The following is a 22212-nucleotide window of genomic DNA, read 5'->3' on the forward strand; positions in this document are numbered from 1 at the left end:
AGACGCGTGCCGCGTGGACCGGAACGCAGCCCGGGCTGGAGGGAAGACCTGACCCATATCGCCCCGGGAAGCACTCGCCGGCCCATTTCCGCCCCCGCGGTGCGGGTGCGAGCTCAGGCGACCTGCGGCCCCTCGTAGCGTTCTCGAAGTAGCGCGGAGAGCACACGGCACACATCGGTGAGCGTGAGGATCCCCGCGAGACGGTCTTCCTTGGCCACGAGTGCCGTGCCAATGCGTCGTTCCGCCAGCACCTCCAGGACATCGGCCAACGGTGCATCGATTGCGACGACGTAGGGATCCGGGGTCATCACCTGTTCGGCGCGGATGCGTTCCCAGCCGGCCGTCGGGAGCGCGGGGTTCACCAGGCGATCGACGTCCCGCCGGCTGATCACCCCGACCAGGCTGCCGTCTCGCTTGACTGGAAGATGGCGAACGTCGTGCTCCGCCATCATTTCCCGCACCTGGGCCAGATTCTCGCTGGCATCAGCGAAGTAGGGAAAAGACGTCATCACGGCAGCCACCGTGGGCATCCGGTCGTGATCTCGAAGATGCATGGGCGGAGGTTCCTCCTTTCCCGTCCCCTGAGCAATCAGCGTGCCGCGGGAAGCGACCGCAGACGAGGCGGCGCGGGACCTGAGGGGCGTTCTGGGACTCTCTCGGGGGCACCTCGACGTTCTCCGTCCCCCTGCGCGCGAATCGTGGCGGTAGGCCCCTGGCATGAATCCTGCGAAACGACGGCTCATGCAGCTGGACCAGATTCTTGTGCCTTTCGATTTTTCGGCCGGCGCTGCCGCGGCGTTCGACGAAGCCCTCGACCTCGCCAAGCGCTACGGAGGCAAGCTGACGCTCCTGCACGCCTTCGTCCTGAACGAGCAGGTCTATCCGTACTCCGCCGTCATGACCGAGGGCGAAGTCGACGAGGCACGCGATGCGGCCGTCGAGGCCCTCGAAGCATGGAGGGATCGAGCCGAATCAGCGGGGGTGACCATTGGTGTCCGAGTGGCCCCTGGCATGCCGTCGGAGAATATCGCCGCTGTCGCCAAGGAGATCGGTGCGAATCTGATCGTGATGGGAACCCACGGCCGCACCGGCCTGGCCCATGTGCTGCTCGGCAGCGTCACCGAACGCACGCTGCGCATGGCCCCGTGCCCCGTGATGGCGGTTCGCCCACCGGGACCCTCCGAAGCGTGATCACTGCCGGCTTCCCCGACGATGTGGTCGCGCGGCTACTTCGCCGACACGTCGTGACGACCTCGCCAGGCATCAAGATCCGCTCGGTGGTGGAAGTCATGCGGCTGGGTCGCCTCCGGGCACTGCCGGTGGTGGACGAGGCTGGCTTGCTGCGCGGCTCACTCTCATTCGTCAGTTGTTGCGACCGCATCGCTCGAGCGCTCACAGAAGACGCGCCCGATCGCTCTCTGTTCGACCGCCTGCAGGCCGCACTTTCCGTACCCGTCGAAGCCGTCATGAGCTCCGCCGATCAGATCGAAGAGGTCGAGGCGGAACTCGCCACCGTGGTGCGACGCCTCGGAGATGCACGCTGGGGACACCTATGCGTCGTGCAGGCAACGCCTGCTGGCCCGAAGCTGGTCGGTCTGCTGACGGAGAGCGACCTGCTCCGTCACTTGATGGTCGAAGGGGCTTCCTCGGCATAGGCGCCGCGGAGCAAATCCGTTTCGGTCACCAGGCCGGCCACGCGCCCATTCTCGTCCACGACGGGCAAGCAGCCGATCCGGTGGGTGAGCATCAGCCGAGAAGCGTCGCGCAGGCTGACGTCCGGGCCGACGGTGATCGGCTGGGGCGTCATCACCTCCTCGACCACCACGGAGCGCATGAAGTTCCGTCGCTGGCCAGCCTCGAAATCGAGGGCTCGAGAGAGAGACGCCGCCAGCAGATCGCGCTGGGAAACGACACCGATGAGCCGCTCCCCGTCGAGGACGGGCATATGTCGGATCCGGCCCAGATTCATGACGTCATCGACGAAATCGAGCTGATCCTTGGCCTTGACCGACACGAAATCCTTGGCCATGACCGACGCCACCTGACGTTCCGCGGGTTCCATTTCGTTCCTCCTGTCTGCTTGTCTCATGAGTAGCAACGTATGTGCCAACGCGTAGGCCTGGCTGCGAGCCTGGCGATGGTTCTTCGATCTGGGAGCCGTCCCTTCCAGGTCATTCGAGCCTTCGGACGATCTCGAGGGCGATCAGGCCGAGGCTGCATGAGCCGCCCGCCACGGGCACCCAGCGGGGACAGTGAAAGATCTCGCCGTTCGCCGGTTGGCGGCGATGCAACACGAAGAGGGATGCATGCACGACGCCGAACACGCCGAGAGCCAGCAGCGCGGTGACGCGGGCAAGGCCAGCCAGGGGAAACGCCACCGCGAGCAGCCAGACCGTTGCTGCGACGGCACAGGTTGCGATCCAGGGCGTCCCGGTCCGGGCGGAAATCCGACCGAACACGGAGGGAAGCAACCCGCGATCCGCCAGCCCGTAGAGAACCCTGCTGGCCATGACGATCTGGATCAAAGCGCCGTTGATCATGGCCAACGCACCGATCGTCACGAGTTCGACGGGCTCCCTGCCCACCGCCCGCTCGTACACCAACGCGAGGGGCGCCTTGGAAGCCGCGAGATCGGCGGTAGGAACGGCCGCCACGGCAGCGAAAGCAACCGCCATGTAGAGCGCAGCCGTGAGGACCAGGGTCCACAAGATCGCCCGCGGCAACGTACGCCGGACCTCCTTCACTTCTTCGGCGACGTTCACCATGTCCTCGAAGCCGAGGAACGCATAGAACGCCAGCGTCGCACCGTTGACGATTCCGGCGATCGGAATCGCGGAGGTGCTTGCAGCCGCGACCGAAACCGCTGACGTGCTCGTCGCCGCGATGGGCAACGACGGTTCAGCCAGACCGACGGCGATCACGACGGCCAGCAAGCCCCCCACCTCGAGCACGGTAATGCCGCCGGCCACCCACAGCGATTCGCGCACTCCGGCCGCGGCAACGCCAGCGAGCGCGATACTGAGAAAGGTGATCGCCAGCAACGGAGGCGTCGGGATGAGCGCACCCAGGTAGCCCGCGAATCCGTTCGTCACCGCGGCGGCAGAGACGATGCCCGCCAGGATGACGGCCAGGCCCACGACCCGTGCGAGCGCGGGCCACGCGAAGGCCTGGCGAACATACTCCGCCTCTCCGGCCGCCTTGGGGTGACGTGAGGAGAGCTCAGCGAATGCCAGGGCCGTCGCGCAAGCCACCAGAGACGCGAGCCCGAATGCGGCCGGCGCCCATCGCCCCGCCAACCCGGCCACTTCTCCAATGAGCGCATACACCCCCGCGCCCACGGTGGTGCCCATGCCGTAGAGCACCAGCAGGGGGAAGGAAACGCGCCGGCGGAGACCCGGGCGACGGCTCAGGCGGCCCTCAGTCGAAGCACCCACACCATGCCGCTCAGCTGGCGTCCGGTCGAACCGTCCACACCGAGCAGGCGGCGCTGCGCAGCGTGCGTTCGGCCACGCTGCCGAGCACCATGTGCTTCAACCCTGTCAGGCCCCGAGATCCTGTGACGACCAGATCGGCTTCATGATCCGCGGCCGCGTCGATCAGTGCAAAGGAGGGCGGAGCGCTGCGTACCTCGTGCTTGACCACGTCGACACCGGTGATCTTCTGGGCCATCTCCTCGAGCTTGGACACCGCTTCGCTATGAGCGCGCTCGATCACGTTGTCCGGCACCGACACCTCGTAGGGCGTGACGAACGGAATGCGGAGATCGAGGGCGTGCACGAGATGAAGTACCGCACCGAACTCCTGGGCCAGATCGACGGCCGTCTCGAGAGCCTCCGCTGCACCCTCGGAAAAATCCACCCCGACGACAATGCATTTGGCGGGTTCGGCGAGCGCTCCGTCCTTCACCGTGAGCACCGAGCAAGGCGCGAGCTTGACGGCATGCTCGGCCACGCTCCCGAGCACGACTCGCTTGATGCCTGTATGGCCGTGGGTCCCGACGATGACGAGATCGGCCCCGATCTCCTTGGCCCGATCGGCGATCGCGTAGGCAGCCGGCACCTCGCCCAGATAGGTCGTGCCATCCACACCCGCCTCTTGTGCGCGCGCGGCAGCCTGATCCAGCTTCTCCTTGGCGGAGGTTCGAGCGGCACCAATCGTCGCTTCGGGAACCGCCACCGCATAGGGCTCGAAGATCGGCAGAGGCACTTCGAGGGCGTGCAGCCAATGGAGCTCGGCCCCGAACCGCGAAGCCAACACGATCGCAGCGTCCTCGGCAGACCGGCCGGGGTCGGAGAAATCGGTCGCGACGAGAAGCTTCTGGGGCCGTTTCATTCAGGGTCTCCTTGTCCGGAGGGTGCAGCCGCTACCGCCCGCTGCCGGCGCTCTGCGCGCCTGTAGAGCGTCTTGCGGTCGATGCCGAGGATTCGTGCCGCCCGCACCTTGTTCTCGTTCGTGTGAGCCAGCACCGCATCAATATAGCGGTCCTGGACCTCGGCCAACGGCACCCCCCGTTGCGCAGCGCGCTGCAGGAATCCATCGCCGCCTCCGTCGGGGGTCGTGCCTGCGGTCGAGGGCAGCGCCAGGTCGTCCGCGTCGACCGGATCGGCCTCGGTAAGCGCCAGAGCCCGCTCGATCGTGTTCTCGAGCTCCCGCGCATTCCCGCGCCAGGGTTCGGCCTTCAGCCGCTCCATCGCCGCTTCGGTGAAACTTCGATGCGAACCTTCCGAGTGTCGCTCGGTGAAGCCCTCGACGAGTGACGGAATGTCCTCGGGCCGCTCGCGCAAGGGGGGAATGTTGATCGGAATCACGTTCAGCCGATAGAAGAGATCCTCACGGAAACGGCCTGCCCGCATCTCGGACTCGAGATCCTTGTGGGTCGCAGCGATGATTCGCACGTCGACCTTCACGGACTGATTGCCGCCGACGGGCCTCACTTCGCGATCCTGCAGGACACGCAACAGTTTGCCTTGCAGGCCGGCGCCCATGTCTCCGATCTCGTCGAGCAGCAGCGTTCCGCCCTCGGCCTGCTCGAACAGGCCTCGCTTGCTGGCATGGGCACCCGTAAACGCGCCCCGCACGTGGCCAAAGAGCTCGCTCTCGAGCAGGCCTTCCGGAATGGCCGTGCAGTTGATCGGAATGAAGGGTTTCTCCGCACGCGAGCCGGAGAAGTGAATCGTGCGCGCCACCACTTCCTTCCCGGTGCCGCTCTCGCCGGTGATCATCACGCTGCTGCGGGTGTGTCCGATCTTGCGGATCAACGCGAAGATCTCGCGCATCGCGGGGCTGCCGCCGATCAGATCACCCATCGAGCTCGTGCGATCCACGGCGCGGCGCAGGCGGCGGTTTTCTTCCTCCAGCATGCGGCGCTCGAGCGCGCGCTCCACCGCGAAGGCCACCGCATCGGGCTCGAAAGGCTTGGTGATGTAGTCGAACGCCCCGGCGCGCATGGACTCGATGGCCGAATCGATGGTCCCGAAGGCAGTCATAAGCACCACAGGAGTCTCGGGCCGAAGCTTGCGCAACTCGCCCACGAGCTCGATGCCCGACCGCCCTGGCATGCGAATATCCGAGAGCACGACATCGTAGTCGAACTCTGCAGCCTGCCGGAGGGCATCGTCTGCGGTCTCGGCCTGCTGGACCCAGTAGCCCTGGTCCTTGAAGAGCGAAACCAGCATTTCGCGCATCGCGCGGTCGTCATCAACCACGAGAATCTGAAAAGGTCGTTTTGCCATGAGCTTTGCTGAAGCAGGGTACGTGCCAGCCGAGGGGCCCAGATGCTGAAGGCCAGCCCCTAAATGTCCTATTATGACACACTTCATCGAGGGCAAATGGGGAGATCTGGTGCTCTATTGGATCAACGGAAGCATGATCCGGAAGACCGTCCCATCCCGATCCGAGCTGGCGACCTCGATCATGCCACCGTGCTCCGCGACGATGCCGTGCGCCACCGACAGACCGAGCCCATTGCCCTCACCCGCTTCCTTCGTGGTGACGAACGGGTCGAAGACTTCATCCGGATCCTCGAGAGCGATGCCTGGGCCTGTATCCGAGACCTGGATCTCGGCCTCGCCTTCCGCGCACTGACTCAGCTTGACAACGAGGTCGCCGCCTTCGGGCATCGCATCCGCGGCATTGAGGAATAGATTCAACAGCACCTGCTGCAGCCGCTCGGGGTCGCCGGCGACGGAGCCCAACTCCGCAAGCTCCAGCCGCGGCTCGATCCCCCGGCGACTGAACTTCTCCCTCAGAAACGCCACGGTGTTCTCGATCAGCGGGCGAAGCTCGACCGGCAGCCGGCGTGAGCGCTGGGGGCGAGCCATCCCGAGCAGACTCTCGATGATGCGGGAGATGCGCCCGATCTGCTGTTGGATCGTCTGCAACCGCCACTTGGCGTCGTCTCCCTGGACGGCCGGCTCCAGAAGCTTGGCGTGCCCCCGGATGACGCCCATCGGAGTGCCGATCTCGTGAGCCAGGCCCGCCACCAGCACACCGATGGAGGCAAGCCGCTCGGCTGCCCGAGCCCGCTCCGCGGTCTGACGAAGCTCGATTCCCGTCGATTCCAGATCGCGAGCGAGCTGGCGCCCTGCCGCGGCCAGTTCATCATTCAAATGCTTCAGATCGCGTTCTCGGCGCGCCATGTAGCGCTCCATCGCGATCTGCATGTCGAAATTCATCAACTTCTGGAGGGCCACCAGGAGCCGCTCACTCTTGAGCGGATCTCCGGCGGAATGCTCGCAGATGAGCGGCGTGAGGAGCCCGAAATAGAGGCTGTAGGCGCCGACGTACCAACGCGGCCCGAGGCCGATCCGCTCGTGCATCTCGCCGATCCGGCGGCGATCGAGGACATAGGCGGCGTCCACCTCCGGGCCAGCAAGGCTCAGCAGATAGCGCCGTTGCTCGCGAAGAAGGCGTTTGGTGACCTCGGGATCCCGGAGGAATTGTTGGGTTTCCGGAAACGAGAGCAGGTGGCGATAGAATGCCGCCACCAGGCGTTCCGCGTGCTGTTCGAGCACGGGTTTCAGTCCACCTAGCAACGCGCGGTCTTCGGGTCCGTACTCGAAGAAGGCGAGTTCGCGTTCCAGTTCGATTTCCGGCATCGGGTCAAACGATGGCCCGGAACCGATCTGTGTCAAGGCGAGCCTTGGCCTGACTTCAGATCGGCCCCTCAGCCACCTCCCCCCTCACTGCCCGGCGAAGGGCCTCGAGGATGTCACGCCTCGAGATGATCCCGACGAGCATGTGATCCTCGACCACAGGGAAGCTCTTGCTGCGTTGCTCCAGCATGCGCTCGAGCGCCCGCGTGAGAGGCATCCGCGGAGTCACCGTCGTGACATCGCGAGTCATGACACCCGAAACCGGCCCCTTCATGATCCGTTCGTAGGCCGGGAGCGTCGATTCATCGCCGAACCGGAACGCTCCGAGCAGATCGAGCTGGGTCACGAAACCGACCAGCCGGCGGTCGTCACCTGCCACCGGCAGGGCATTCCAGCCCTTCTCCTCGAGGATCCCCTCGACCTCCGCAAGCGAGGTTTCCGGGGCGACGAAAACAGGATCCTTCGTCATGACATCGAGAACCCGGTAGTCAAGAAACTCGTACATCAGTGCCCTTTCGTTCCTGCCTAGAGGCGGCTGCGCAGGTGCTCGAAGCCAGCCCGGAGTTCTTCAGCGAGGATCTTCACGGCCTCGCCGATCTCCGCGGCATCGTCCTGGGCTCCCTCTCGGACCAGCTTCAGCTTACCCTCAAGCTCGCCCCATCGGTGCTCGAGACCCTTCCATTGGTCGCGGGCCTCCATGCTACCCAACTCACTCTGCACCCGGAGCTCGTCCCGGAGCTGTTGAAGCCCCTTCATCTCTTCCTGGAGGAACTCACTTAGTTTCGACATTGCGATCTCCTTGGTTGCCATCCGCTGAAAGTCTAAGCACAGCGTGTGCCAGGGCAATGACTTCGCGCCTCCAACCCGGCCGATCCGTCCTCACGACGAAACGCTGCGCCCAGGGCCATTCCGACGGTGCTTGGAATCCCCGTATCGAATGGCCCAGCAATTCGGGCCCGGCATCCGACGGGCCCTTCCCGCTTCGCTGTCGCCGGGCCAGACGTTGAAGAGCCACATTGCGCCCCGCGCGGACCTCGATCAGGTAGACCGGGGCTCCCCAGCGGGCCGCGAGCCTGCGCGCCGCGAGGCGCTGACGACGCGTAGCGAACGTGGCATCGAGGAGCGTGGGGCGGCCTGCAGCCAGAGGCGAAGCCGCACGTTCGAAGAGCGCCCGGTAGACCGCCCGCCGACGAGCGGGCGTGTAGAGCCCCTGGTCCGGGCCAGAACGGCCCCTCGGCCACTGGATGGAAGAACGCTGGCTTGCCTTGCGTACCCGATCGGCAGCGATGACCACTCCGCCCAGCGCCTCTGCGAGTTCTCGCGCCACACTGCTCTTGCCACACCCGACCGTGCCACAAAGAACGAGGAGCGGTGCCTTCATAGGCGGCCCGAGCAAGCGCTCGGCAAGTGCGACGTGTCGTTTCGCACTCTCCTTTGCGTTCTGGCGCCTCGTTTCGGGCAGCCCCTCATCTCCTGAGACGATGGCGGCAACCTTGCCCCGCACGGCCGCCCGATACGCCATGTACAAGTCCACCACTTCGTAGAGGCCGAAATCGTCCGCGCGCTCCGCATAACGCGCAAGGAAACCCTCAGCGAGGCCGGGGTGGCCGCGATAGTGGAGGTCCATCGCGAGGAACGCGACCTCCGAGGCGGCATCGATACAACGCAACTCGTCGGAGAACTCGAGTCCATCGATCACCCGCGGATCGGAGGGGCCGCCCTCGAACCACACATGCTCCAGGTGCAGGTCGCCATGGCCGTCGACCGCGCGCCCTTCCCTTCGCCTTTGCTCCAACACGGACGAACGGGAGGCAAGTGCAGCCTCGGTGGATTCCCGAAGGCCCTTCGTCCCCTTCTCGCCCAGGCGATCCTTCAAGATCACGAGGTTGTCTTGCATCGGTGCCGCAACCCGGTCCTGCCACGCCTTTGCGGACCAGGGTGCAGGCGTTCCCAGACCATGGCTCGCATGGAAGCCGGCGACACGCTTGGCGACGGCATCCAGGTGCGCGGCAGTGAGCTCTCCGCGGCCTAACAACGAAAGGGCATCGCGCTCGGCGCGAAGCCGACGCATCACGACGACGTGCTCTCTGCCCGGATCGAGCACCTTCGCATCCAGCGCTCCGAGCTTCACCCCCTCCGGGCCTTCCAGAACGGGCGCTACGCCCAGATAGACATCCGGAGAGAGCCGCCGATTGACCTCCAACTCGCGGAGACAATCTCGATTGCGCGCCACGCGTTCCCCGAAATCCACGAACCCGAGATCGACGGCCTTGCGGAGCTTGGCGACCCGATCCCCCGTGAGGAACACATGGGACAGGTGCGTCTGGAGCCACTCGACCTCGTCTCCCGCACCCGCGAGATCGACGTAGGCCTCCGCCCGAGCCAGCCCTTCGGCCAAGCGATCGAGGTAGAATGCGTCACCCTTCACGAGGACTTCTGCTGCACGTCGAGTGCCAAGGCCGAAGCTGGCACGCCCCGTGCAATCGAACCCGTAGATCGCCCAGGAGGAGAACGACCATGGACCTCGTAGCCAAGAACGTGATGAGCAATCCGGTGGTGGCCGTCAGCCCCGAGACCAACCTGGCCGACGCCCACCGCCTGTTCGTGGAGGAAGGCATTCACGGCGCGCCCGTGCTCGAGGACGATGGCAGCATCGCCGGCGTGATCTCCAGCAGCGACCTGCTCCGTGCGGTCCATGACGAGCGCGACACGGCCACGACCGACGGCGACTACTTGCGGGACCTCCTGGAGTTCTCAGCGCCGGATTGGGCAGGTGACACCGCCGACTTCCAGGACCGACTCGCTCAGCGAACGGTGTCCGATATCATGACCCCGGGGGCGGTGACCGTCGCGCCCGAGGCGCCGATTGCCGAGGTGGCCCGCACCCTCCGTGAATACAAGATCCATCGGGTCTGGGTGGAGGAAGAAGGTAAGCTCCGCGGCGTGATCTCGACCTTCGACCTGATGTCGATTCTGGAGGAATTGAGCGGATGAACGCATCCCTTCGCTGGGGCATTTGGTCCCAGCTCGGGCCCGTGATTGCGAGTTTTCTCCTCGCCTGCCAACAAGCACCGCCAACGATTCCTGAGCCGCCGGAGACCCGGGCGACGATGGCGGAGATCGTGGCAGCGCTTCAGGTGGCCCTTCCGCTCAGCCTCAGCGCCGACGCTTTTTCAGCACCGGAGAACCAGGACGCCCTCGACCGGGCCGTTGCGCAGCTCAGCCAGAGCACCGGCGCCCTGGAGGCCCACGGCATGGAGCGCGACGCCGGCTTCGCCCATATGAGCCACGCGCTCTCACGAGACTCCGCGGAAATCCAGTGGCGTCTCGAGCAAGGACGAACGGAGGAAGCGCGCTTTCTGTTAGGCGAGCTCGTGAATGACTGCGTCGCCTGCCACTCCCGCCTACCAAGCACCGAAACCTCCGATCTGGGGCGCTCGCTCTACGAGGCCGTGGACACGAGCGGCCTCGCGCGCAGCGAACAGGTCAGACTCGAGATCGCCACCCGCCAGTTCGATCGGGCACTCGCCAGCCTGGAATCGCTGATCGCCGATCCGACGCTCAGCCCGTCACAGCTCGATCTCGGCGGTTTCCTCTCGGACTACCTGCGCGTGAGCATCCGGGTACGGGCAGACCTTGCCAGGCCACGGATCACCCTGGATCGATGGCAGCATGAAAACACGCTACCGGCCTACCTCGATCATCTCGCCACGAACTGGATCGACGCCCTCGCGACCCTTCGCGTCGACGCGCCGCCCGGCATGGAGCTGGAGGAGGCCCGCAGCGTCGCCTCCCAGGCCGGGGCCCTGCGACGCTTCCCCGCGGACCGCGCAACGCTCGTCCATGACCTGGTGGTCTCGAGCCTGCTCAATCGGGCACTGGCACGCCAGACGTTGGCCGCGAGTGACAACGCCGAGGCCTACTACCTGCTCGGCCTGGCTGAGTTGCGCGTAGCGCACTCCTACTGGCTGGCGGCACCGGAAGCCTATCTGGAAGCAGCCATTCGCACTGCCCCGGGCTCGGCGTTCGCCCGGCAGGCCTACCTGGTCCTCGAGGAAGAGACGATCGCGGGTTACACCGGCTCCGGCGGCACCCAGTTGCCCGCAGCGGTGGCCACCTGGCTGGACGAACTGCGGGAACTCGCGTTGGCGGACCGCTAGGCGGCCCGCCTCGAGGCGCGAGCGATCGTGATCCGGGGGAGTTCTGCGTCTACTCCGGGGAAACCTGAATCGACTCCAGATACTCGACCAATGCCTCGATCCTTCCGCGAACGATCGCATCGCCAGATTCGTTTTCGGGCAGCCCGACGAGAAAACGGCGCCCCCACACCGGCATCTCGCGGCTGCCGTGGGCCTTCAGCTCGAATCGACCATCGATCACGTAGGCAACGTCGAGCCGTGGAAAGGTCCCGTCCCTGCGAGCAGCGATCCGCGTGAGATCCGCCGGAGGCACGATCATCGCGGCGGCCGCAGGCCCACCACCCCGCCCGTCGAGGCCATGGCAGGCGGCGCAATTCTCCGCGAAGTCGCTAGCGCCTTGCTCGATCAGGAACGGGTGACTCATGACTTGTTCGGATGGTGGGGCGGGAGTTCCAGCACAAGCCAGGGCGCCCAGCAGGGCAAGACAACTCTTCGCGAGGCGAGACACGGATCGGGCGTCGTTGTACATGGAGCAAGGTGATAGCAAGACCCGGGCCCGCATGGCGCCAGTTGGCCCGCACGCTGGGAGACCGAGCGGGGCGGCATGACCCAAACTGGGGCACGAGGAACCGGCGAATGCTGTCGTGAGCCCCTTCCAGCCCACGCATATGGCATGCCAGTTGCTTTGTTCTGGGGCATGGAAGTTCATTGGCGAAACCCGGGTGAGTTGGCGGATGCGAATCGTGAAGCGGCCGAAGAGCGGATCGAACGGCTTGCAGAGGGCCATCATGATCTGATCGACATCTGGGTCGATGTCGAAGCTGCGAACGCGCACCATCGCCACGGCCCGCGCAAGGTCACGATCCGCTGCCAGGCCCGCCGCGCGGAACTGGTCGCCCACGGCGTCGCCTCCGAGCCGGAGCCTGCACTCCACGACGCACTCGAGGTCTTTTCCCGCGAGGTCCACAAGCTTCGCGACAAGCGCCGAGAACGGCGCTAGCGCCCGGCTCACGTCACACATCACAAGGAGACCCCACGTGACGGACTTCCTGAAAGGCTATGACATCCAGCATTGGCTCGAGTCCGCCGCCCAGGGTTACCTGGAGAACACCGAGTACGGTCACCTGGCGGGCGAACGCGAGCCCGACCTGCTGATGGAAGAGGACGCCCTCCGCGAGCAGTCCATCGACACGACGGTCCAGCTCGTGATGGGCGAGCGCTGCGCGCTGGCCGCCTCCTCGGGCCTGATCAACGCAGCACCGGACGAGGCGAGCAAGCGCTTCCTCGCGACCCAGACCCTCGACGAAGCCCGCCACGTGGAGATCTTCACCCAGCGTCTGTACGACCTCGGTGTCAAGCCCAAGGAACTGGAAGACGTGCTGAAGGATCGGGCGAACCCGCACCTGGTGAGATTCGCCGAGGCGCTGCTCGAGAAGGTGGACAAGAAGGATTTCGTGGCCGGCGTCGTCGGACAGAACATCGTGCTCGAAGGCATGGCGTTCCGCGTGTTCGAGATGCTCCACCAGGCGAACGGAGAAGCCAATCCGAAGTTTGCCCACATCCTTTCGGGCACCATCGCCGACGAGCGACGCCACGTCGGCTTCGGGGAGAACCGCATCGGTTCCCTGATCCGCGAGCATCCCGAGCGCAAAGCCGATGTGGAGAAGCTCCAGAAGGAGATGTCCTACCACATGCTCGCCACCTTCGGATCCCAGTTCACCAAGGGTCCGAGCCCGAAACAGATGGAAGAAATCATGGCCGATCACGGGGCCAAGCGAACCGACGCGGAGTGGCAGGGCGTGAAGCTCGCCGAAGCTTCGCCGGAAGAACTCGAAGCGGTGCTGAGTGACACGATCCTCAAGGAGTTCAAGCTCCGACTCGAGCGCATCGGCATCGAGTACCAGACACCGGCTCGGCCCTGAGCATGGATCCCAAGAACCCGGGGGCCGGTGGTGAGCTGCACGACCTGCCCCCGGACGCCTTTCACGAACGTGTCCATTCCTTCGAGCATTGGCTCGAGTCGGTGCGTGGATATCTCGACGATCGCCCCTGGGGCCACCGGGCGGATCTCGACACCGGCGAACTCTCGCCTGAGGTTCGCGACCGCCTGATCGCCACGCTCTGCAACTATTGTGTCGGAGAGACTGCGGCCCTCGAGGGCGCCGGCGGGCTGATTCGGGTGGCTCCGAACCGGGCGTCGAAGATCTTCGTCGCCACCCAGGCCGTCGACGAGGCTCGCCATCTCGAAGTCCTGGTGCATCGCCTGCGTGAACTGGGAGTGGAGGATCCGGAGACGGAGATCGCCAACCGGGCGCATCCGAGCTTGCTCTCGTTCAAGGAGAAGTTGCTCACGCTCGTCGAGAACGGCGAGTGGTTGAGCGCGCTCTTCGCCCAGAACGTGATCCTCGAAGCGATGGAGTTCACCGTCTTCCGTCATCACGCGGCACAGACGGATCCAGTCACACAGGATCTGCTGCTCGGCATCATCAAGGACGAGAGACGCCACATCGGATTCGGTGAGAACGAGCTGGGCCGATGCCTGAAGGCCAATCCCGAGGCTTCGGCGAGACTCGTGACCGTTCGGGAGCAGCTCGACCCGCTCGTGCTGGAGACCTTCGATCTCGCTCTTCGAGATCTGGGCGCGCCGGCCGAAGAGCGGACGGAACTTGGCCGGGATTACCTGGGCGCCGTTGGAAGGCTCGGCATCGCATGAGCTCGAAGGAGACGCGACGCCGCTACGAGCTGGACGACCGGGGTTTCAACGAAGTACCGAAAAAGTACCGGAAGTACTACCGAAAGTGGGGAGGGCCCGGCGACGAGCTCGAACCGAACGAGGTGCTCTGCCCGGTCTGCAAGGTCGTGGTCCGCTCGAATCGGGAGTTGCGAGCGGGTGATCGGGTATATTGTATGGCCTGCCTCACGAGGCTACGCATCTCCGAGGGTGCGGGCGGGGAGTTGGAGGCCGAGGTCGAGTACTGATGCGCAAATCGCAGGGCTTCCGGATCTGATGCGCGAGCCCGGCACCCTCAGGCGAATGAGCCGGGAGGCGAGGCGAATCTCCTCCCAGCATCGCAAGCTCGACGCCCTCTGGGGTCTGGTGGTCGATGCCCTCGGGCATGGGCGGGTGCCCGACGGGCGCGCTGCGTTTCAACACTTCCACGATGCCCTCGAAGCCCATTTCTCCCTCGAGGACGAGCTCTATTTTCCCGCCCTTCACGGCCTCCGCTCGGACCTCGGTGACGAGCTGGCCCGCCTGAGCCGCGAGCACGAAGCCCTCCGTCGCGCGCTGGCCGAGGTCCAGGATGCCTTCACCGGTGCACACTTCGCGGACTGCGAGAAACTCCTGGATCGCGTGGCCACGGCGATCGCCGACCACGAGGAACAGGAAGAGCAGCTGCTCGCGCACTTCCGGCCGAGCTGAGCGAAGGGCCCGACTCCTCCAGATCTTCCCGCGGCCCGCTCTCCCGCTCGGGGCAACTGTTGCGCTCGAAGATGTCGTAGAAGTGGACCTTCGTGACGTGAATGCCGCGCCGCTCGAAGAGGGCGAAATTCCGGCGGTCGGTGAGCATCCGCGCAGGGATGCGGGCGACGCCCCAGGCCAGGAGCCTCCGAAAACGATCTCGGAGGGTCACGATGAGAGCACCGAAACGGCTGCTCAGTTGACCCCGGCCGGCGTCCCCAACTCTCCGGGTCCGTCCGAGCCCTCGAAGATCATCGAGATGGAGTGATCCCCGTCCTGCAGGAAGCCCTGGACATCGTCCAGGGCGAGGGCCGCTTTGAGCACTTCGTCCATATGCTCCACCGGAATGATCTCCATGTTCCGCTTCACGGCCGCCGGAATCTCCCGAAGATCCTTCTCGTTCTCTTTCGGGATCACGACGGTCGAGATGCCGCCGCGGTGGGCCGCAATCATCTTCTCCTTGAGCCCGCCGATCGGCAGCACGCGCCCGCGAAGGGTGATCTCGCCCGTCATGGCAACGGTGGAGCGAACCGGAACCCGCGTCAGCGCCGAGGCGATCGCCGTAGCGATCGTGATGCCAGCAGACGGTCCGTCCTTCGGCGTCGCGCCCTCGGGCACATGAATGTGGATATCGACCTTCGAGTAGAAATCCGGCACCAGGCCCAGCTGTTTGGCCCGTTGGCGAACGTAGGACATGGCCGCATTCGCGGATTCCTGCATCACCTCACCGAGCCGGCCCGTCACGGCCAACTTGCCCTTGCCCGGGGTCACCGCGACCTCGGTCTGCAACAGCTCGCCTCCCACTTCCGTGTAGGCGAGGCCCGTGCATAGCCCGACCCGATCATCCTCCTCGACCTGGCCATGCCGAAGCTTGCGCGGCCCGAGATGGCGTTTCACGGCGGCGGGAGTGATACGCGCCTTCTTGGCGTCCTTGCCTTCCTTCACCACCTGCTTGGCAACCTTCCGGCAAATCGATGCGATCTCTCTTTGGAGGTTTCGCACCCCGGATTCGCGGGTGTAGTAGCGCGCAATCTCGAGTATGCCGGCGTCCGTGAACTCGATCTGCCCTTCTTTCAGGCCGTTCGCCTCGCGCTCCTTCCGCACCAGGAAGTTCTTGGCGATCTGAAGCTTCTCGTTCTCGATGTAGCCGGGGAGCTGGATGATCTCCATGCGATCCTGGAGCGGTCGCGGGATCTGATGCAACGCATTGGCCGTGCAAACGAACATCACGTGGCTGAGGTCGTAGTCGATATCCAGGTAGTGATCGTTGAAGGTGTGGTTCTGCTCGGGATCCAGCACCTCGAGGAGTGCCGCCGAGGGATCGCCCCGGAAGTCCATCGACATCTTGTCGACCTCGTCGAGCAGGAAGATCGGATTGCCCGAGCCCGCCTTCTTGAGGCCCTGGATGATCTTGCCGGGGAGCGCGCCGATGTAGGTGCGCCGATGGCCTCGGATCTCCGCTTCGTCCCGCACGCCACCGAGGCTGATGCGCACGAAGTCGCGCCCGGTCGCACGTGCGATCGATTTGCCGAGCGACGTCTTGCCGACGCCCGGAGGCCCGACCAGGCAGAGGATGGGGCCCTTCATCGTCTCGACCAGGGTCTGGACAGCCAGGTATTCGAGGATGCGTTCCTTCGGTTTCTCCAGACCGAAATGATCCTCGTTCAGCACCCGTTCGGCTTCCTCGATGTCCTCGTGCTCGTCGGCGTACTCGCCCCACGGAAGCGCGAGCATCCAGTCGATGTAGTTGCGCACGACGGTGGCTTCGGCCGCCATCGGGGACATCATCTTGAGCTTGCGGATCTCCTTCTCGGTCCGCTCGCGCGCCTCGTCAGGCATCGCCTTGCCAGCAAGCGTCTCTTCGAGCTCGGCGATCTCGTTCTTGAACTCGTCACGTTCGCCGAGTTCTTTCTGGATCGCCCGCATCTGCTCGTTGAGGTAGTACTCCTTCTGGCTCTTCTCCATCTGCTTCTTGACACGCCCGCGAATGCGCTTCTCGACCTCGAGCACCTCGATCTCGGCCTGCATCAAGCCGTAGACCTCTTCCAGGCGCTTGCCCGGATCCACCAACTCGAGCAACCGTTGGCGATCCTGGATCTTGAGGTTCAGATGGGTAGCGACCGTATCGGCGAGCCTTCCGGCAGCCGAAAGCTGGGTGATGTTGCCGAGGACCTCCGAGGGGACCTTCTTGTTGAGCTTGACGTAGTTCTCGAAGGTGGCGTGAACGCTGCGCACCAACGCCTCTACCGTGGAGCCTTCGGGCTCACTCTCTTCGACCAGCTCCACTTCACAGGCGAAGAACGGCTCGTCCTGGGTAAAGGAGCGGATGCGTGCCCGGGCCTTGCCCTCGACCAACACCTTCACGGTCTGGTCGGGCAGGCGAAGCAGCTGGATGATCGTACCGAGCGTTCCCAGCCGGAAGAGATCGTCTTCCGCGGGCTCATCCTTCGATGCCACGCGCTGAGCTGAGAGCACCAGCTCTCGGCCTCCGGCCACGGCGTCCTCGAGGGCCTTGATGCTCTTGGGCCGCCCCACGAAGAGCGGCACCACCATGCTCGGGAAGACCACGATGTCCCGGAGCGGAAGGAGGGGGACCACCTTCGAGCTGCCGTCGGAAGACTCGGGGCCTTCCGGGCCCGGGGGGGTTCCGCTGGAATCATCGCTCCGGAAAAAAGACATGGGGTCTCCTGGCGGTGGCGCTAGGCCGACTCCGCCTCCTGCTTGAGGACCAGCAACGGCTCTGCACCCTGTTCGATCACTTCTTCGTTCACTACGCACTCGGCAACATCGTCGCGCGACGGGATGTCGTACATGAGATCCAGCATGGCCGCTTCCAGGATGGAGCGAAGGCCGCGGGCACCGGATTTGCGCTCCAACGCCTGGCGGGCCACCGCGCGCAGCGCACCTTCGCTGAAGCGCAGGTGCACCTCCTCGAACTCGAAGAGCTTCTGGTACTGCTTGACCAGCGCATTCTTGGGGCTCGTGAGGATATCCACGAGGGCCTCTTCGCCGAGTTCATCCAGGGTCGCCAGCACCGGCACCCGGCCGACGAACTCCGGAATCAAGCCGAACTTCAACAGGTCCTCGCTCTGCACGGCGCGCAGGGTCTCCCCAAGATTTCGATCACTCTTGGTCTGTACATCGGCGCCGAAGCCGATTCCCTTCACCCCAATCCGTTTCTGGATCACCTGATCGAGACCCACGAATGCACCACCGCAGATGAACAGGATGTTCGAGGTATCGATCTGCAGGAATTCCTGCTGGGGATGCTTGCGGCCCCCCTTGGGCGGCACGCTGGCAAGGGTGCCCTCGATGATCTTGAGGAGCGCCTGCTGCACTCCTTCTCCGGAGACATCCCGCGTGATCGACGGGTTCTCGCTCTTGCGGGCGATCTTGTCGATCTCGTCGATGTAGATGATGCCGCGCTGGGCCCGCTCGACGTCGTAGTTCGCCGCCTGGAGCAGGTTGAGAATGATGTTCTCGACGTCTTCGCCGACATAACCGGCCTCGGTCAGCGTCGTGGCATCGGCGATCGTGAAGGGAACGTCGATGATCTTCGAGAGCGTCTGGGCCAGGAGTGTCTTGCCCGAACCGGTCGGGCCGAGCAGCAGGATGTTCGCCTTCTGCAGCTCGACATCGCCAACCGTGCCCTGGTTCTCGATGCGCCGGTAGTGATTGTGCACGGCGACCGAAAGAACCTTCTTGGCCGCGTCCTGCCCGACCACGTACTCGTCGAGGGTCGACTTGATCTCCTGGGGCTTCGGAACCCGGGATGTCGGGGCGCTCGCTTCATCCTGGCCATACTCTTCTGCGATGATGTCGTTGCAGAGCTCGATGCACTCGTCGCAGATGTAGACGGTGGGGCCCGCGATCAGCTTGCGGACCTCCTTCTGGCCCTTCCCACAGAAAGAGCACGAGAGGTTCGCGTTGTCGTCCCGTTTCTTCACGACGTCTTCTCTCCCCCGTTCGGCGCGCTCCCACCGGCCCCGTTGACGTTCGGTTGCGGCCGTTCCGCCGCCACCACATCCACCAGCCCGTATTCGCGCGCCTCCTCTCCAGAAAGATAGTAATCGCGCTCGGTATCCCGTGCGATCTCTTCCAGGCTTCGTCCCGTATGATCGGCAAGAATGCCGTTCAACTGATCCCGCATCCGCAGGATCTCCTTGGCCTGGATATCGATATCCGAGGCCTGGCCCTGAGCGCCTCCCCAGGGTTGATGGATCATCACCCGGGCGTTGGGAAGGGCGTAGCGCTTGCCCTTCGTGCCGGCGGCCAACAGAACGGCACCCATCGAAGCGGCGAGACCGACGCAGAACGTCGAAACCGCCGGGCGGATGTAGTTCATGGTGTCGTAGATCGCGAGGCCGGCAGAAACCGAGCCCCCCGGCGAATTGATGTAGAGGCTGACGTCTGCCTCGGGATCATCCGACTCCAGATACAGGAGCTGGGCCACGACGACGTTCGCGATGTCGTCGTGGATCTGTCCACCGAGGAAGATCACGCGGTCGCGCAGCAACCTGGAATAGATGTCGTAGGCCCGCTCTCCGCGGTGGTCCTGCTCGACTACGATGGGAATCAGCGACATGGCTCTCCACCCCTTCCTGGCCCCGAGAGTCAGTGCCCGGAGAGGTCCTTCGGGTTCCAGTCTAACGGGGGGTGGCGGGCGCGGGGGGCCCCATGGAACCAGCGACCGCATCGAGCGCGCTCAGACGATGCAACTACGGGGCTAACTCCCCGCAACCTCTTCGACTTTAGCCCCAGCCAGGAGGAATTCAAGCGCCTTGTCGGAGCGGATCTGGGCCTTCAGCGCGTCGCCCATGCCCTGCTGCTCGTAAACGCCTCGCAGCCGGTCCGGGTCGATCCCCTGATCCCGGGCCATGCCGTCGATCTTCTCGGTGACCTCGTCGTCGCTGCTTTCGATCTCCTGGTGGTCGGCAACCGCGTCGAGCAGCAGATGCTCGCGGACATCCCGCTCGGCTTCGGGGCGCCAGCTCTCGGACCATTCGCTCAGGCGCTGGTGCAGCTCCTCTTCGGGCATCGACTGGCCGAGCTGCTGGTGCGCCCGCTGCAATTGCTGGTTCAGGCGCCGCTCGATCATGCCGGGCGGCACATCGAACTCGGTCCGTTCGATCAGGGAATCGATGACGCTGCGTTGCAACGCGTCCTTGGCCTGCCCTTCCCGGCTCTCCGTCAGGTCGCCGCGCAGCTTCTCGCGCAGGGCGTCCACTCCGTCGAGCTCTTCGTCGACCTCCTTGGCGAAGGCATCGTCGAGATCCGGCACGACCTTGCGCTGCAACTTCGTCAGCTTGATGTCGAAGGTCGCCGCCTTGCCAGCCACATCCTCCGAGGGATAGTCGTCCGGGAAGGTCACCGAGATCGTTCGTTCCTGCTCGGTTGCCATTCCTTCCAGCTGATCTTCGAAGCCCGGAATCATCCGGCCGGAGCCGAGCTCGATGGTCGCACCTTCCGCGGTGCCGCCCTCGAAGGCTTCGCCGTCGATCTTGCCGAGATAGTCAATGGTGAGAAACGAACCATCGGCCGCTTCCGCGCCTTCCGGCTCATCCTCGAAACTCGACCGGCGCTGACGGAGCTGCTCGATCTCGTTCTCGACCTCTTCGTCGGTCACCTCGATCGGGGGCCGCGTGCCCGGCAATCCGACCAGCTCCGGCAACTCGATCGAAGGCCGCACCTCGATGGTGGCGGTGTAGGCGAAGGCTTCGCCCTCGACCGGCGCATCCGCCTCGACCTGGGGCTCCGCCACGGGATCGAGGCCCGCCTGCTCGATGGCTTGGGGAAGCGTCTCGCGCACGAGCTGCTGCTCGAGCTCCTGACCCACCGACGCGCCATACATCTTCTGGAGGACCGGCCGCGGAACCTTGCCCGGCCGGAAGCCGCGCACCCGAACCGTCTTGCCCAGATCCTTGTACGCCCGGTCGATCGCCTTGCGCACGCGCTTGCTATCCAGCTCGACGCGGAGGGTTCGCAGGATGGGGCTGGTCTCGGTGGTCTCGACCGCCAGGGACGGTGTCTCGTTCTCGCTCATGGAGTGTCCTCGAGGAAAGGGACGAAAGGGTGGTGCCGGGGACAGGACTCGAACCTGCACGTCCAAAGAACGGTGGCTCCTAAGGCCACTGCGTCTACCAATTCCGCCACCCCGGCACGGCCCGCCAACCGGTGCGCCGGGGGGCCCGGTCATCGGGCGCAGCGCAGCACCATAGCGGAACCCCCGAGGGAAGTTAACTCCGGCCCATCCTCGAGGCCGCGACAGGTTTGCGTGCGTGGGCCAGGGTACGTACGATCCGCGTCGCGTGGGCGCGTAGCTCAGTTGGCAGAGCAGCGGACTCTTAATCCGCCGGTCGTAGGTTCGAGCCCTACCGCGCTCACCACAAACCCACCGTCGATGCTCGGGTTCTCGCCAACCCACCCGAGACCGCACCCGCGGTGAGCCAGAGCTACGGGCGCTCGCCGATCCGAGCGAGGAGATCCGCCGGGATCTCCCCCGGTTCGAGCGATTGGTTCGCTCGACGTTGAATGCGGGCGGACCTGGACTCAGCCAAGGAACCTGGCCGCGAACGCTACGCGCGTTCTTGTTGCTTCTTCCGGCCGAACAGTCCGAGGCCAAGGCTGCCGGATCCCAACAGCAGCAGGGTTCCGGGCTCCGGCACCGGTATCCATGGCTCTTCGTAGGTATTCACAACCAGCGTCATTGACACGAACAATGGGAAGTCCCCTTCAAGTGTACTCATGAGTCCGGCCGGAGCGACGAGCTGCACGGTGCCAGCTCCGCCCGCGGTCCGGATGTCATAGCCGGCCATGGTGAGCACGGCGCCTGGCAGGGTCGCGTTGCCGGTTGTCAACGGGGCACCGTTGATCGTGATCGTGGCGACGCCGGTCGTCCAGACCTGCGGATCGATGTAGCGGCCGTAGGGACCAAACCGGAACCGGGTCGAACCGCCGAGGGGCGAGGCCGGAACGACCATGATCGGTGCACCGCGAGACAGCGCGTTGATGGTTCCGCCGAGCCCGCACGCGCCGCCGAAGCCGCCGCCGCCACCACCGCCCGCACTGAACACGCAGTTCGTGGGAGCCACGATCAACGCGGTAAGCGCGGAGAGCGGAGGCAACAAGGTCGCGGCCTCGGGGATCCTGGCAGCGGCGGTCCCGAAGGGCGTGGCGCCTAGCGTGATGGTCCCGCCAGCGCCGCTGCCGGGACCTTTGCCACTCACCGACACAGGCGGGAGGGTTGACAGGGCGAAGCTGAAGCTACCGCCGGTGGTGCCGGCAGCGTTGGCATTGGTGGCCATAGCCACAACCAGGGCCATGAGCGAAATCAACTTGACCCAGATGCGCATCGAACGGCTCTCCCGGTTTCTCCGTGGCATACCCCTGGTGGATGTGGCCCGTTTGCAGCGCGCGTGGCGGAGTTTCAGTCAGCCATGCGGAGTGGGAGGCGCAGCGAGAGTCTTATCCGCGGTGATGGCATCCTGGGATGCGGCGGTGCATTCGGGGCGACCGCGAC

At 65.0% G+C, this 22212-nt stretch carries 24 protein-coding genes and 2 tRNA genes; 10 read left to right on the forward strand and 16 right to left on the reverse strand.

Features of this window, described 5'->3' with window-relative positions; genetic code table 11:
• Nucleotides 1-113: 113 nt before the first annotated feature.
• A complete protein-coding gene (locus GY937_29000; GenBank protein ID MCP5060753.1) occupies nt 114-554 on the reverse strand; it encodes a CBS domain-containing protein in 441 nt (146 codons plus the stop codon).
• Between the two features lie 163 nt (nt 555-717).
• On the opposite strand from GY937_29000, the gene GY937_29005 reads away from it, so the two are divergent.
• Nucleotides 718-1191, forward strand: a complete 474-nt coding sequence (locus tag GY937_29005) for a universal stress protein (protein MCP5060754.1) — start codon at nt 718-720, stop codon at nt 1189-1191.
• Nucleotides 1188-1655 (forward strand): CBS domain-containing protein, encoded by a 468-nt coding sequence (locus tag GY937_29010; protein ID MCP5060755.1) that lies wholly within the window; start codon nt 1188-1190, stop codon nt 1653-1655. Before GY937_29005 ends, GY937_29010 begins: the two co-directional genes overlap by 4 nt.
• Here the strand turns inward: GY937_29010 and GY937_29015 are convergent.
• The 8 genes from GY937_29015 to GY937_29050 form a co-directional block, all read right to left on the reverse strand.
• Nucleotides 1622-2062: a CBS domain-containing protein gene (locus GY937_29015; GenBank protein MCP5060756.1), complete on the reverse strand. Its 441-nt coding sequence runs from the start codon at nt 2060-2062 to the stop codon at nt 1622-1624. The genes GY937_29010 and GY937_29015 overlap by 34 nt on opposite strands.
• A 109-nt stretch (nt 2063-2171) precedes the next feature.
• On the reverse strand, nt 2172-3434 hold the full coding sequence (locus GY937_29020) for an amino acid permease (GenBank protein MCP5060757.1): 1263 nt from the start codon (nt 3432-3434) through the stop codon (nt 2172-2174).
• 10 nt (nt 3435-3444) lie between these two features.
• On the reverse strand, nt 3445-4332 hold the full coding sequence (locus GY937_29025; protein ID MCP5060758.1) for a universal stress protein: 888 nt from the start codon (nt 4330-4332) through the stop codon (nt 3445-3447).
• Nucleotides 4329-5732: a sigma-54-dependent Fis family transcriptional regulator gene (locus GY937_29030; GenBank protein MCP5060759.1), complete on the reverse strand. Its 1404-nt coding sequence runs from the start codon at nt 5730-5732 to the stop codon at nt 4329-4331. Before GY937_29030 ends, GY937_29025 begins: the two co-directional genes overlap by 4 nt.
• A 114-nt stretch (nt 5733-5846) precedes the next feature.
• Nucleotides 5847-7097 (reverse strand): hypothetical protein, encoded by a 1251-nt coding sequence (locus tag GY937_29035; protein ID MCP5060760.1) that lies wholly within the window; start codon nt 7095-7097, stop codon nt 5847-5849.
• Nucleotides 7098-7152: 55 nt separating this feature from the next.
• Nucleotides 7153-7599, reverse strand: coding sequence for a CBS domain-containing protein (locus GY937_29040; GenBank protein MCP5060761.1), 447 nt, complete (start codon nt 7597-7599; stop codon nt 7153-7155).
• A 20-nt stretch (nt 7600-7619) separates the two neighbouring features.
• Nucleotides 7620-7883, reverse strand: coding sequence for a hypothetical protein (locus GY937_29045; protein ID MCP5060762.1), 264 nt, complete (start codon nt 7881-7883; stop codon nt 7620-7622).
• The gene (locus tag GY937_29050; GenBank protein ID MCP5060763.1) at nt 7867-9522 is read right to left on the reverse strand and encodes an AAA family ATPase; all 1656 of its coding nucleotides are present in this window, start codon (nt 9520-9522) and stop codon (nt 7867-7869) included. Before GY937_29050 ends, GY937_29045 begins: the two co-directional genes overlap by 17 nt.
• 89 nt (nt 9523-9611) lie before the next feature.
• Here GY937_29050 and GY937_29055 point away from each other — a divergent pair, with 89 nt between their 5' ends.
• Both GY937_29055 and GY937_29060 read left to right on the forward strand, forming a co-directional pair.
• Nucleotides 9612-10088, forward strand: coding sequence for a CBS domain-containing protein (locus tag GY937_29055; GenBank protein ID MCP5060764.1), 477 nt, complete (start codon nt 9612-9614; stop codon nt 10086-10088).
• Entirely contained in the window at nt 10085-11254 is a 1170-nt protein-coding gene (locus GY937_29060) for a hypothetical protein (protein ID MCP5060765.1), read from the forward strand. Before GY937_29055 ends, GY937_29060 begins: the two co-directional genes overlap by 4 nt.
• A gap of 49 nt (nt 11255-11303) precedes the next feature.
• On the opposite strand, the gene GY937_29065 is transcribed toward GY937_29060, so the two are convergent.
• Entirely contained in the window at nt 11304-11657 is a 354-nt protein-coding gene (locus GY937_29065) for a c-type cytochrome (GenBank protein ID MCP5060766.1), read from the reverse strand.
• Between the two features lie 273 nt (nt 11658-11930).
• Here GY937_29065 and GY937_29070 point away from each other — a divergent pair, with 273 nt between their 5' ends.
• Genes GY937_29070 through GY937_29090 form a run of 5 tightly spaced genes read left to right on the forward strand, consistent with a single transcriptional unit; the run spans nt 11931 to nt 14654 of the window.
• Entirely contained in the window at nt 11931-12233 is a 303-nt protein-coding gene (locus GY937_29070) for a hypothetical protein (GenBank protein ID MCP5060767.1), read from the forward strand.
• Between the two features lie 37 nt (nt 12234-12270).
• Nucleotides 12271-13155 carry a ferritin-like domain-containing protein gene (locus tag GY937_29075; GenBank protein ID MCP5060768.1) on the forward strand — a complete coding sequence of 295 codons (885 nt, stop codon included), beginning with the start codon at nt 12271-12273 and terminating at the stop codon, nt 13153-13155.
• A gap of 2 nt (nt 13156-13157) precedes the next feature.
• On the forward strand, nt 13158-13946 hold the full coding sequence (locus tag GY937_29080) for a ferritin-like domain-containing protein (GenBank protein MCP5060769.1): 789 nt from the start codon (nt 13158-13160) through the stop codon (nt 13944-13946).
• Nucleotides 13943-14212 (forward strand): hypothetical protein, encoded by a 270-nt coding sequence (locus GY937_29085; protein ID MCP5060770.1) that lies wholly within the window; start codon nt 13943-13945, stop codon nt 14210-14212. The genes GY937_29080 and GY937_29085 overlap by 4 nt, the downstream gene beginning before the upstream one ends.
• A 55-nt stretch (nt 14213-14267) precedes the next feature.
• Nucleotides 14268-14654 carry a hemerythrin domain-containing protein gene (locus GY937_29090; GenBank protein MCP5060771.1) on the forward strand — a complete coding sequence of 129 codons (387 nt, stop codon included), beginning with the start codon at nt 14268-14270 and terminating at the stop codon, nt 14652-14654.
• Between the two features lie 234 nt (nt 14655-14888).
• Here GY937_29090 and lon read toward each other — a convergent pair whose 3' ends face one another.
• The 5 genes from lon to GY937_29115 form a co-directional block, all read right to left on the reverse strand.
• Nucleotides 14889-17372 (reverse strand): endopeptidase La, encoded by a 2484-nt coding sequence (gene lon, locus GY937_29095; protein ID MCP5060772.1) that lies wholly within the window; start codon nt 17370-17372, stop codon nt 14889-14891.
• A 20-nt stretch (nt 17373-17392) separates the two neighbouring features.
• Nucleotides 17393-18640: an ATP-dependent Clp protease ATP-binding subunit ClpX gene (gene clpX, locus GY937_29100; GenBank protein ID MCP5060773.1), complete on the reverse strand. Its 1248-nt coding sequence runs from the start codon at nt 18638-18640 to the stop codon at nt 17393-17395.
• Complete coding sequence (gene clpP, locus GY937_29105; protein MCP5060774.1) at nt 18637-19278, reverse strand: ATP-dependent Clp endopeptidase proteolytic subunit ClpP; 642 nt, start codon at nt 19276-19278, stop codon at nt 18637-18639. The genes clpX and clpP overlap by 4 nt, the downstream gene beginning before the upstream one ends.
• Nucleotides 19279-19419: 141 nt before the next feature.
• Nucleotides 19420-20736 (reverse strand): trigger factor, encoded by a 1317-nt coding sequence (gene tig, locus GY937_29110; GenBank protein MCP5060775.1) that lies wholly within the window; start codon nt 20734-20736, stop codon nt 19420-19422.
• Between the two features lie 30 nt (nt 20737-20766).
• Nucleotides 20767-20852: transfer RNA gene (locus GY937_29115), tRNA-Leu, on the reverse strand.
• A gap of 151 nt (nt 20853-21003) precedes the next feature.
• On the opposite strand from GY937_29115, the gene GY937_29120 reads away from it, so the two are divergent.
• Nucleotides 21004-21079: transfer RNA gene (locus GY937_29120), tRNA-Lys, on the forward strand.
• A gap of 189 nt (nt 21080-21268) precedes the next feature.
• Here the strand turns inward: GY937_29120 and GY937_29125 are convergent.
• Complete coding sequence (locus GY937_29125; protein MCP5060776.1) at nt 21269-21673, reverse strand: PEP-CTERM sorting domain-containing protein; 405 nt, start codon at nt 21671-21673, stop codon at nt 21269-21271.
• Between the last annotated feature and the right edge of the window lie 539 nt (nt 21674-22212).

It is taken from the genome of bacterium, assembly GCA_024228115.1.
Lineage (GTDB): Bacteria > Myxococcota_A > UBA9160 > UBA9160 > UBA6930.